The organism is Pseudobutyrivibrio sp. MD2005 (assembly GCF_000621865.1).
Lineage (GTDB): Bacteria > Bacillota > Clostridia > Lachnospirales > Lachnospiraceae > Pseudobutyrivibrio.
This window is the reverse complement of sequence record NZ_JHXE01000021.1, coordinates 35,085-46,827: the sequence shown is the minus strand read 5'-3', so window position 1 is coordinate 46,827 and position 11,743 is coordinate 35,085. Positions and strand designations below refer to the sequence as shown.

General features: G+C 35.9%; 10 protein-coding genes and 1 pseudogene. 8 read left to right on the top strand and 3 right to left on the bottom strand.

Annotation, left to right across the window (positions count from 1 at the left end):
- The 6 genes from T498_RS0108585 to tnpC all read left to right on the top strand — a co-directional run bounded on the left by T498_RS0108585 (position 1) and on the right by tnpC (position 6,307).
- Positions 1-1,047, top strand: coding sequence for a polysaccharide biosynthesis protein (locus T498_RS0108585; protein WP_028235556.1), 1,047 nt, complete (start codon positions 1-3; stop codon positions 1,045-1,047).
- Positions 1,048-1,256: 209 nt separating this feature from the next.
- Positions 1,257-2,930: an HAD-IA family hydrolase gene (locus T498_RS0108580; RefSeq protein ID WP_242839222.1), complete on the top strand. Its 1,674-nt coding sequence runs from the start codon at positions 1,257-1,259 to the stop codon at positions 2,928-2,930.
- Positions 2,903-3,541, top strand: coding sequence for a sugar transferase (locus T498_RS0108575; protein ID WP_028235554.1), 639 nt, complete (start codon positions 2,903-2,905; stop codon positions 3,539-3,541). The genes T498_RS0108580 and T498_RS0108575 overlap by 28 nt, the downstream gene beginning before the upstream one ends.
- A 323-nt stretch (positions 3,542-3,864) precedes the next feature.
- On the top strand, positions 3,865-4,248 hold the full coding sequence (gene tnpA, locus T498_RS0108570) for an IS66 family insertion sequence element accessory protein TnpA (RefSeq protein WP_242839221.1): 384 nt from the start codon (positions 3,865-3,867) through the stop codon (positions 4,246-4,248).
- On the top strand, positions 4,245-4,592 hold the full coding sequence (gene tnpB / locus T498_RS0108565; protein WP_028235552.1) for an IS66 family insertion sequence element accessory protein TnpB: 348 nt from the start codon (positions 4,245-4,247) through the stop codon (positions 4,590-4,592). The genes tnpA (T498_RS0108570) and tnpB (T498_RS0108565) overlap by 4 nt, the downstream gene beginning before the upstream one ends.
- A gap of 77 nt (positions 4,593-4,669) precedes the next feature.
- Complete coding sequence (tnpC, locus tag T498_RS15390) at positions 4,670-6,307, top strand: IS66 family transposase (protein WP_028235551.1); 1,638 nt, start codon at positions 4,670-4,672, stop codon at positions 6,305-6,307.
- A 56-nt stretch (positions 6,308-6,363) separates the two neighbouring features.
- Here tnpC and tnpB (T498_RS17295) read toward each other — a convergent pair.
- From tnpB (T498_RS17295) to tnpA (T498_RS0108555), 3 genes and pseudogenes are all read right to left on the bottom strand, one after another.
- Positions 6,364-6,531, bottom strand: a pseudogene (tnpB, locus tag T498_RS17295) (IS66 family insertion sequence element accessory protein TnpB); the annotation flags it as partial.
- Positions 6,532-6,554: 23 nt separating this feature from the next.
- The gene (locus T498_RS17290; RefSeq protein ID WP_155951046.1) at positions 6,555-6,656 is read right to left on the bottom strand and encodes a hypothetical protein; all 102 of its coding nucleotides are present in this window, start codon (positions 6,654-6,656) and stop codon (positions 6,555-6,557) included.
- A 55-nt stretch (positions 6,657-6,711) separates the two neighbouring features.
- Entirely contained in the window at positions 6,712-7,080 is a 369-nt protein-coding gene (gene tnpA / locus T498_RS0108555; protein ID WP_028235550.1) for an IS66 family insertion sequence element accessory protein TnpA, read from the bottom strand.
- A 215-nt stretch (positions 7,081-7,295) separates the two neighbouring features.
- Here tnpA (T498_RS0108555) and T498_RS0108550 point away from each other — a divergent pair, with 215 nt between their 5' ends.
- Complete coding sequence (locus T498_RS0108550; protein ID WP_028235549.1) at positions 7,296-8,348, top strand: acyltransferase family protein; 1,053 nt, start codon at positions 7,296-7,298, stop codon at positions 8,346-8,348.
- 389 nt (positions 8,349-8,737) lie between these two features.
- On the top strand, positions 8,738-11,542 hold the full coding sequence (locus tag T498_RS0108545) for a hypothetical protein (protein ID WP_155951045.1): 2,805 nt from the start codon (positions 8,738-8,740) through the stop codon (positions 11,540-11,542).
- The last annotated feature ends 201 nt before the right edge of the window (positions 11,543-11,743 follow it).

Here is an 11,743-nt window from a genome sequence, read left to right as displayed (position 1 = left end):
ATGAATTGTGAATTATTTAAAGATAAAACTTTAATGATTACAGGAGGAACAGGTTCTTTTGGTTCCACAGTGCTTAAACATTTTTTAGATTCAGATTTAAAAGAGATCCGCATTTTCTCACGTGACGAGAAAAAGCAGGATGATATGAGACATCAGCTTCAGGCTGAGCACCCTGACCTTGCAGGCAAGGTAAAATTCTACATCGGTGATGTTAGAAACATGCGCTCTGTTCAGGATGCTATGCCAGGTGTTGATTTCATTTTCCATGCAGCAGCACTCAAGCAGGTTCCTTCATGTGAGTTCTTCCCAATGGAGGCTGTTCGTACAAATGTTGAGGGCACTGATAATGTTTTGCATGCAGCTGTAGAGGCTGGCGTTCAGCGTGTAGTTTGTCTTTCAACTGACAAGGCAGCATACCCAATCAATGCCATGGGTATTTCAAAGGCTATGATGGAGAAAGTTATCGGAGCAAACGCTCGTGTAGCAGCAGGCAAGACAACAATCTGTTGTACACGTTACGGTAACGTTATGTGCTCTCGTGGATCGGTTATTCCTCTTTTCATCGACCAGATCAAAGCAGGAAATCCTATCACAATCACAGACCCAAGCATGACTCGTTTCCTTATGAATCTTGACGAGGCAGTCGCTCTTGTTATGTTTGCATTTGAGCACGGCGAGCCAGGCGACTTATTTGTTCAGAAGTCAGATGCTTCTACAATCGGCGATTTGGCAAAGGCTGTTCAGCAGCTCTTTGGAGATACAGGCACAAAGATTATCGGCACACGTCATGGAGAGAAGCTTTTCGAGACACTTATGACAAACGAAGAGTGTGTTCGCTCAATCGATATGGGCAACTACTACCGTGTTCTTCCTGATGGACGTGACCTCAACTACGACAAGTTCTTCGTAGATGGTCAGGTTCAGACTATGGCAAACGAGGCGTATACTTCTCATAATACCCAGAGATTGGATGTACAGGGGACAGTAGATAAGATTATGACTACGGATTATGTGAGGGAGATGTTGGAAAAGAAGCCGGATAAATAATATATTTGGTGGAATATAGTCAGTTCCGAAAAGAACTGGCTATTGTGATATAGGTGTAGCATTTTTATAAATGTCTATAGAATAAGGTGATTTGTTTGATTAATATGTAGGAATAAAAATTACATAACAATAGATTTCGTTAGCTAAAAATTTAATATATAGAAATCGATAAATCATTGTTTGTGGAACAGGTGTATGATAATACATAATTGGAGATAATTAATAATCCTGATTTGAATGGAATTGAAAGCATGAGAGAGATTAATATATTATTTACAGGAGTAGGCCGAAGAATTGAATTATTAAAGGCATTTAGACAGGCTGCGTTATGCCTAGGTATGAATCTAAAAATATATGGAGCTGATATGGCTGGGACAGCGCCTGCTTTAGCTTATTGCGATTATACGAGAAAAATTTGTGGAATGAAAGATGCAAACTATATTAATGAGCTGTTGCGAATTTGTAAGCAAGATAGGATAGATTTATTAATTCCTACTATTGATACGGATTTGTTAGTTTTATCGCATAACTCCGATAGGTTTGCTGAAGTGGGGACAAAGGTTTTAATAAGTAAGCCTGATAAAATACTGATTTGCAGAGATAAGAACAATACAGGTGTTTTTTTTGAAAGTTGCGGAGTAAAAGCGCCAAAGACATATAATGACTACAAGAAGTATAATGATAGATATCCTTGCTTTATCAAGCCTAAAGATGGTAGCAGTAGTATAAATGCCTTTAAAGTTGAGGATGAGCAAGAACTAGAAGTGTATGCTAATCAAGTTGATGACTATATTATTCAACCCTTTATTTCTGGGCGGGAATATACAATAGACATTTTCTGTGATTTTGATGGAAACCCAATCTATATTACACCTCGTGAAAGAATCCAAGTTCGTGCAGGCGAGGTGTTAAAAACACGGATTTACATGGATGAAACTATGATAGAGGAAAGCAAAAAGATTATTGCTGGATTCAAGCCATGCGGTCCAATTACTGTACAACTGATTCGGGATGAAGTGACGGGTGAAAATTATTATATAGAGATTAATCCCAGATTTGGTGGTGGTGCACCGTTATCAATGAACGCTGGGGCTCGTTCTGCGGAAGCTTTATTAAAGCTAGTATTGGGCAATCAGGTAGATGAGTATACAGGAGTTATGGAAGATGGTGCGGTGTATAGCCGTTTCGATGATAGTGTTTGTATTTCACCTGGTGATAAATATGATATTAAGGGTGTAGTTTTTGACCTAGATGACACTTTATATTCTGAAAAAGAATATGTTCGTTCTGGATATTGTGCTGTAGAGAATTATATAGGTGTTAGTGGTGTTACTGATAAGATGTGGTGTTATTTTGAAGCTGGTAAGCCAGCAATTGATTCATACTTATCGGAGATTGGTTGTTCTGATGAGAAAGAAGCATGTCTAAGAGTATATAGAGAACATAAGCCCGATATTCATTTATATGATGGAGTTATTGATACGCTTCAGGCGCTTAAAGACGCGGGAATCAAGATTGGAATCATCACTGATGGCAGAGTAGATGGGCAGAAGAATAAAATTGAAGCATTAGGGTTCTCTAAGCTAGTAGATGATATCATAATCACTGATGAACTTGGAGGAGTCCAATTCCGTAAACCAAATGATATTTCCTTTAGAATTATGCAAAATAGATGGCGTATTCCATTTGAATCAATGGTTTATGTTGGTGATAATTTGAACAAAGATTTCCAAGCACCAAAGCAACTGGGAATGAAGGCTATCTGGGTTAAGAATACAGATGGATTGTATTATCAGGGGGATGAATATGTTGCGGGAGTAAAAGTTGTTAATGACGTAACGGAGATATTAAGTGTATGTATGCAAAGTTCTTTAAGAGGCTAATTGATTTTATATTATCATTCATAGGAATAATATTATTATCTCCAATATTTTTGGTATTAATTATACTTGGAATTATTTTCATGAGTGGAAATCCTTTCTTTATGCAACAACGTCCAGGTAAAGGTGAAAAGATTTTTAAACTAATTAAATTTAGAACAATGGATAATCGAAAGGATGTTTCGGGGCAATTATTACCTGATGAAATTCGATTAAATAAATATGGGCGATTTCTTCGTAGTACATCATTGGATGAACTGCCAGAGTTGTTCAACATTCTCATGGGGGATATGGCAATCATTGGGCCACGTCCACTTTTGGTACAGTATGTACCATTATACAATGTGGAACAACGGCACAGACATGATGTTCGGCCAGGTTTAACGGGATATGCGCAGGCACATGGTCGCAATAGTGTATCATGGGAAGATAAGTTTGCTATGGATGTGTGGTATACACGCCATGTTTCACTTGCAGTTGATATACATATAATAATAGATACAGTAAAATCTGTAATAAAAAAGGAAGGAATTAGCTCAGAAACATCAGCAACTATGGAAGCTTTTACCGGGACGCCAGAAGGGGTGGAGCCAAAGTGGAAAGAGCCTAAATAATATATAGATAATTCATCTGTTCCATAACATTAAAGAATAGTGTATAATGTGGCTGTGGTTTGCGAATAATCACAGCCATTTATATGGCATATTTTGAAAGGATAAGATTAACAATGAACGAAAATTATACAAAAGAAGGTAAGCGCTTAGTAATCCACCGTCGTGACTAACAGCGGTGCTTTTGAAATAATAATAACAACTAAACATATGGAGCATTTCACTCCAATTACTATTCGTTATAGTTCGTTCATATGGAGCGTTTTACTCCATATCGAATAGGATATTCAAAGTGGAGTGTTTCACTACACATGGAGGTTGTTATTATGCGAAGCAAATTTACTAAGCAACAAAAGTTTGACATGGTAATGGAATGTCGCAACAGTGGCTTATCCGATTACATGTGGTGCAAGAAGCACGATATCCAAAGCAGCACCTTTTATAGCTGGGTAAAACAGTTGAAACGAGATGGAGCTAATGTTCCTGATAGAACATATGCCGAAGATTACCATCTTGACTCAAAACCAGATATCGTGAAACTTGAAATTGTCGATGAACTTCCTGCTGAAAAGCCACCAGTGGTTCAGCAGCTTCCATCAAACAATTGTGCCATCGAAATAACTATAGGACAGGCATCGATAAAAGTTTTCAATGATGTTAATCCAAAGTTATTATCTCAGGTTATGACCTGCCTGGGAGGTTGCCTATGATTGGTGATATCTCCTCAGCAGATAACATATATATCATCTGTGGTTACACAGATATGCGCAAGTCCATAGATGGACTGTGTGCCGTAATTAAAGATCTGCTCGAACTCGATGCAGAAAATACCAAATCGCTTTACCTCTTTTGTGGTAAGCGCAATGACAGGATAAAAGCACTGTATCATGAAAAAGATGGTTTTGTGCTTTTATATAAAAGGCTCGATTACAAGCTTGGTAAATACAAATGGCCACGTAATAAAAACGAGGTCAAAACCATTACCTGGCGACAGTTTGACTGGTTAATGTCAGGGCTGGATATCGAGCAACCAAAGGCAATAAAAAGTGCCTAAAAGCCTTGATTTTACTGGGTTTTTACTCCTAAATCTGGTATAATAAATGTATCAGAAAAAGGAGTTTTAACAGGTAAATGTCAGGTGCAAATGATATCCAACTCAGGGATCTGAGGGATACAATTTTACAACTGAATAATACAATCAACACTCAGACATCGCTTATTATGTCGCTTCAAAAGTCTATCGATGAGCGTAATGCTAGGATTGATGAAAAGGACCAGGTTATAGCAAATCTTCAGGCACAGCTTGATTATCTTAAGAATAAGCTGTTTGGTTCTACCAGTGAGATTCGTAAAAACGATATTCCTGGTCAGCTCAGTCTCTTTGATGCAACTGATGAAGATGATAAGCCTGCAGTTCCAGTTGAGCCTGAGATTATCGAGGTTAAAGCTCACACTCGTAAACGTAAGCCAAAGGCTACCTATAATGAAATCTTTGAGAACATCAAAACCACACAGGTTCCTGTTGATGAACTTCCAGAGGAAGAACGTAAATGCCCTGAATGCGGTAGTGTAATGGTTCCTATTGGAACAAAGGTAGTTCGTACTGAGGTAATCTATCACAAGCCTAGCTTGGAGAGAATTGAGTACGTGGCTAGGACGTATTGTTGTCCTAACGCCGAAAAGGAAGCAGAAACTTACTTTGCCTATGATAAATGTAAAGCTGCATTGATTGAGGGTAGTTATGTTTCTTCAGGCCTTGCGGCACATGTGATGTATTACAAGTATGTCATGGCTTGTCCGCTATACAGGCAGGAACAGGATTTCTTGCATCTCGGTGCCAAGATTAGCAGAGCTACCATGGCGAACTGGATTATTACCTGTTCACAGGATTATATGGTTCACATGTATGATTACCTTCATCAAAAGCTATGCAAGAGGATGTTCCTCATGGCTGATGAAACTCCTATCCAGGTTTTAAAAGAACCTGAACGAAGACCACAGTCGAAATCCTATGTATGGGTATTTCGAACTGGCGAAGACCGAGGAGTTCCAATAATCCTTTTCAACTATGCACCAACAAGAAAAGGTGCCAATGCGGCAGACTTCTTGAAGGATGCTCCCGAAGGATATTTCCTTATGACTGATGGCTACAAAGGTTACAATAAAGTACCTGATGCCAATCGATGTGCCTGCTGGGCACACATCAGAAGGTATTGGCTAAGAGCCATTCCTAAAGGTCATGAAACGGATTACACTCATCCAGCGGTACAAGGCCTTTTATACTGCGATAAGCTGTTTAGTTACGAAAGAACCTATAAAGAGAAGGGGCTTTCAGTTAAACAGATTTATAAGCGTCGTCTCAAGGAGCAAGAGCCTGTGATAGATGCTTTCTTGGCGTGGCTTGATGGACTTACTCCTAAGACTGGCGATAGTATAATCAAAGCGATTAACTATACCAACGGATGCCGACCATACCTAAAGAACTATCTTAAGGATGGAGCTTGCAGCCTTAGCAATAATCTAAGTGAAAATGCAATTCGTCCTGTTGTAATGGGCAGGAAGAATTGGTTATTTAGTGATAGCCAGGATGGTGCTAATGCCAGCATGGTAATCTACTCACTGATTGAAACCGCAAAGGCTAATGACATAGATCCTGAAAAATATCTTGAGTATCTTCTCGAGAGTCGTCCGAGTGCTGATTGGTCAGACGAGAAACTAGAGCAGTTAGCTCCATGGAGCAAAGCTACTCGAGAAGCATGCGCTATATAAAATGGAGTAAAATGCTCCATATGTTGAATGTCTGGCATCCGAAAGGATGCCTTTATTCATATCCTACGGGGTAATACTAAGCGCTTACGATCAATGGCGAAGCCTTGCATCAACCATTTGAACTGCTCTGGACGAAGTTGGCGTAATTCATCACTTGTTCTAGGCCAAGTGATGAAACCACAATCTACTCGTTTATATAGGAGCAGAAAACCATCACCTTCCCATAAGAGAGACCTTTGATTTTACTTCATTGTCTGCCACAGAACAGGAACAAGGTGTTGGGAACAAATAGATTGACCTTATACTTACGTTCAATGATGGCGGCAAGGGAGTCAATTCCGTAGCGCATGTCAGTTTAACCACAAACAACATAGACAGCAGGAAAGTAATTGAAATCAGCATCCTTAAGCATGACGCACCGTCTTAATGACCTTTGATAATAGAAAGTCGGATGTGTCTTCTGTTATTTCGATTGTGATGTCGTTGATGGTTAGCTTTAGTGTAGACAGTGCGGAAATGGTAGTATGTGTTGCACAACTTTTAAAAGTTGTACAACTGTTGTCCGGAACTGTTGAACTAATAGAAACAATATCTGGAAGTTGAGATTCTACGAACTGCTCTGTAAGACGTCGCTTCCAATAGTAGAATTGAGACTTTGAGATTGAGCGAGTTTCACAAAATTTAGTTACTTTCATTCCACTGAATTGTTGCTCGCAAATGAGATTAGCCCAATTAGTTAGTTTTGCTTGGTGAATAACTTTAGTAGTTTTCATGAGATGTCCTCCCTAAAAAGTATTTGGGGTTATCATCTCATGAGCATGGGAGAATTGTAAGGTACTGGTGATTGAGGGCTTACGTATATTGAGTATACTTATTGCTGCGAATGCTATTATAAAAGTATCCTTTCTATTAGGTGCTTACGAACTATTTAAGTTTATGGATTTGATAATACAGTTTCGAGTGATTAACAAGGAGTGATAACAACACAATGCAACATGCAATTAAGAGAGATTCAAATATTGAATTATTAAGAATAATTTCTATTATCGGGGTATTCATTCTCCATCAAAATGGGGGGATAATATCACAGTCGGAGGGGGTAAATACAGGAACGTTGTATCTTCTTGAATGTTTCTTTATTGGTTCGGTTAATCTGTTTATGTTGATTTCGGGATATTTTATGTCAGAGAGACACACGGTGTCTATTTGGAAGGCTGTTAATCTACTTTTTATGGTTTCTTTCTTTAAGTTTATTCGATATTTTACTGGATTATATATAAGTGGTGGAGTGTTTGAACTTGTAACATTTCTTAAGTCTATAGTTCCATCCAATCAGTTTATTAATTTATACCTGACTGTTTATATATTTTCACCTTTTATAGGGTTTATGACTGGAAAATTGTCCCGTGAACAGATGAAGAGACTGTTGATTATTGAGATAATTCTATTTTCAATTATACCGACATTTTTCTATATAATAAATGATATTTTCCAACTATCAATTTCTACACTTTGGACTGTTACAGTTGATGGAGCAGCTAGCGGTTATTCTGTTGTTAACTATTTTTTAATGTTTAGTGTGGGAATTTATATTAGAAGATACGGACAAGAAAAAAAGTTTACCAACTTGCTGTTAAAATTTGGGGTTTGTGTTGTTTTGTTATTTTTTTTAACAGTTGGAGCGGAATTGTTGCATGAAGGTGGAAGATGGACTATTTGGGCATATTGCAATCCGCTTGTTATATGGATTGCGGTTTTATGGTTTGAATTGTTTAGAAAATTTAAATTTAAGTCATATTTTATAAACCACCTCTCAAGATCAGTAATTGTCATGTTTTTGATTCATAGAGATTTTTTTACATTAATTAATATGGAATATATTGCAACAGAAAATGCGGTTTTGATGGTGATGCATATATTGGGAAATGGTCTTGTGATTTATATGATTAGTTGGGGCATTTGGGCTATATATATAAATACAATTGAAAAAATTTTGATTTTATTTGAAAAAGGACATAGCATAAATATTACTTGTGAGTAATTATATTTTAATATCAAACATTAGTGCTTTCCCATGGCGAGAATGGCACAAATGAATATAAATAATAGTTTTTAATAATTTCAGAGTTTTCTGTAGAAAGCTTCGCTCAAGACTTCGAGTGAGTGTCTGGTTTGGGGTCTAATAATATTTGACTTGTTAAGATGCGTTGCTGATTATGACATAATTTAGGGTGAAGATATCATAATTGTAAAAAAAAAGAATGGAAGGTGCTGAGCAAGTGCCCCCATTGATGACATAATGATGGGAGCAATCGTGACAGGCTACGAGGGCGAGCTGGTGATAACTTATGAGATTAGTAACAGTGATATCAGGTGAATAATACTACAAGAATATAAATATGAACAATAGGTAATTAGATTATGATAAATATGCAAGAAAAGAAAAATTATTTTTATACTACATTTAACAGGCTATCTGATAGTCTTCTTTTTGCATGTTTATTCTTTTTTTCTCTAAGATATGGTTATGGAATAATAGATGGACCTAAATTTTTACCAATTATTATAGCATTATTAATAGCTAAGGTTGTAGCTTGCGGTGATGGAATAGGATTATTTGATTTTTCATTTTTCGTTTTATTTTTGGGATATTTTTTAATAGGCTTAAATCAACATATATTACTAGAGGGACAAGCCGAAGAGTATAATGTATTGGCATATGCTTGGACGGTTCCATCTGTGTATTTACTTGGCAAAGTAAGTGTGGGAAATGACAAAAAATATATATCGAGACGTGTACTTCTAATACTACTAATCATCTCGATTGGTATGTACATACAAGGATTGCTAAATTATTATGGATATACCATGTACTGTGATTTAGCCTATAATGATCCAGATGCAATTTGGCGTTCGTTTTGGGATGCAGCAACTGACGGTACGCGTAATAATTGGAATAATGGCTTTATTATGATAATAAGCGCATTGTTCTATGCTACTATAATGCGAAAAAAAAATAAAAAGTTGTTTTGGGGCATACTATTAGCAACGATATTTTGTGTTACCTTAAATCTTCTATTTGGTGGTAGAACACTTCCAGCTATGCTAATTCTGATATATGCTTTTATGGCATGTGTATATGTGTTAGCCCATTTCAAAACTTTTTCTATAGATACTAGGATAAAATTCTTTATCGCGCTAACCACAATAATATTATTTATAGTTATATTCCAGCAATTATTCTGCGAGAATGTATTAGGTATTAGAGACTTATATAATAATTCTTTCTTAAGTAGAAATGGTGGAGTGATTAATAATGTCCGCTTGAGGATGTGGATTCTGGGAATATCGCGTGCATTTTATCTAAAGAAGGGTGGCTGGGATTTATCGGATATAAATTCATTGCCTACTGTCCATAATACATGGATAGAATACGCTAGATACTATGACATAATTGTGTTTCTATTAATCGTAGTATTTATACTACTAACATTGGTTTGTGGGATTCGAATTGTATTTAAGAATGGAAATCAATATCCTATATTGTACTTTGCATTTGCTTCAGAAATTGCAATGTTTATATTTGGAATGTATGAGCCTATATATATTCAAAATCACGATTTGACGCTTTTTTTCTTCTTTGTATGTGGATTAATTAGTGGAATACAAAATGTGATTGAAAGTCCAAAGAATTTTAGAATAAATTGTGTAAGAGTATCTAATCGCAAGAGATATTTGTTTTTTGGTTTAGGATTATTAACAATGGCACTTATCTCTAGTTCATATGTAGATTGGTGGAATAATCGTTTGAGTCTTTTGATGCCGTTTGTGATACCTGTATGTGGATATTTATTGGGCGGAGTTCTTAATAGAAAAAAATATCAATTTGCTATTTTGATAATCGTCGGTATCTTAAGTACTTTAATTGTAATTAATATGTACAGGCTATCTATTAACTCTGAATTCTATAAGTTTGGCTTGTATACAGAAATACTAACTGGAAATACCGTTGATAAAAGTGTTTTTGAAGCACTTTGGATTATACCAATTTCAATAATAGTAGGAATTCTATTATATACAACTAGAATGAGTAAGATTATTGTTGCACTTCTAAGTACGACCTGTATAGGTATACTGTTTGCTTCAAGAATTCAAGATGGTAGATTGGTATTTATTAAAGAAGCTCTTAGAATGCAATTGGGGATGAAAACAGGTTTACAATGGATCGCATCTAAGGAAAACTATCTTGGGATTAGGACATCCCATTGTATGTGGCTCGATTTTGCACGAGATTATGGAATGGTGGTGTTTGGACTTTTATTTGCATTCGAATTGTGGTCATTATACTGTTTTTGCAAAATGGTTTGCCACAAAGATAAATACGTTACCGAATATATATTGATTATAGCTTTTATTCTTTATAATTATCAATTCATGTTTGAATCATCAGCAATTACGAGTAAATATATCTTTTCATTAGGGCTAATGATATATGGGATGATTTGCGCAGATATTGCTTACAATGATGTATTTGAAAGTGACATAAAAATAATAAATATAAGAGATAGTTTCAAAGCTATAAAGATTAGATATATATATCCGGTGTCTGGTAATTACTTAATGTTTAAGAAAAAAATCATAGGGATAAGCATTGTTATTTTGCTGACCATTGGTCTATTTATTGGTACTGGAATGTCTATACATAAACTGCTAAATGATGATAATCGCTTAAAAAGAAGTAATATAATTATAGGTAATATTACTTTGGCGGAATATTTAAATAAAATTGGAGAAATGGATTGTACAGCGATAATTGCGGTCAAAGATATTGCTGCGCCATATGTTGATGAACAGGATTTAGAGGCATTTAGAGCATTAGGATTTGATGGCATGGAGTTTTCGACAGAAACTAATTATAATTCATTTATAGGCATATATAGTAGAGGGGAAGTGGAGTATCAAGAAATAGGGGGAGATAATGCCATATCATATGAGACTCAAATTAATAACCATGATGTTAATGTTAAGAGTGCAACATATAATACCGGAAATACAGTAGATATTATTATTGATGGAGAGCAATATGCAGTGAAATGGAGAGGATTTAATATTGTTTTGGTAGATAATCAAAATGATGAACTTATTGATTCAATAACATATGATGTATTCGCGCCAGATGTTCCTATATATAGACTTATGTATGATGATGTGATTTATATTACTAAAACTAGATAGAGAATTTGCTATGGATAAGAATAGATTGGAAATTTTAGATGCAGCAATGAGTAAAATATAACTATAGAGGAATCGGACACATAGAAATATGGAGTCTCATGTATGAGATTGTGGTAGGTCGCATCCGACTTTGAAATCGCATGGAGGACAAAGAAAGGCGTCTATATTGATAGTAGACGTCTTTTTTGTGTCTATTTTTTA

What these genes read in the sequence shown, in the direction of transcription:
- T498_RS0108585 (WP_028235556.1), top strand. Translation starts at nt 1, where the DNA reads ATGAATTGTGAATTATTTAAAGATAAAACTTTAATGATTACAGGAGGA.
- T498_RS0108575 (WP_028235554.1), top strand. Translation starts at nt 2,903, where the DNA reads ATGTATGCAAAGTTCTTTAAGAGGCTAATTGATTTTATATTATCATTC.
- tnpA (WP_242839221.1), top strand. Translation starts at nt 3,865, where the DNA reads ATGCGAAGCAAATTTACTAAGCAACAAAAGTTTGACATGGTAATGGAA.
- tnpB (WP_028235552.1), top strand. Translation starts at nt 4,245, where the DNA reads ATGATTGGTGATATCTCCTCAGCAGATAACATATATATCATCTGTGGT.
- tnpC (WP_028235551.1), top strand. Translation starts at nt 4,670, where the DNA reads ATGTCAGGTGCAAATGATATCCAACTCAGGGATCTGAGGGATACAATT.
- T498_RS17290 (WP_155951046.1), bottom strand. Translation starts at nt 6,656, where the DNA reads ATGCGCTACGGAATTGACTCCCTTGCCGCCATCATTGAACGTAAGTAT.
- tnpA (WP_028235550.1), bottom strand. Translation starts at nt 7,080, where the DNA reads ATGAAAACTACTAAAGTTATTCACCAAGCAAAACTAACTAATTGGGCT.
- T498_RS0108550 (WP_028235549.1), top strand. Translation starts at nt 7,296, where the DNA reads ATGCAACATGCAATTAAGAGAGATTCAAATATTGAATTATTAAGAATA.
- T498_RS0108545 (WP_155951045.1), top strand. Translation starts at nt 8,738, where the DNA reads ATGCAAGAAAAGAAAAATTATTTTTATACTACATTTAACAGGCTATCT.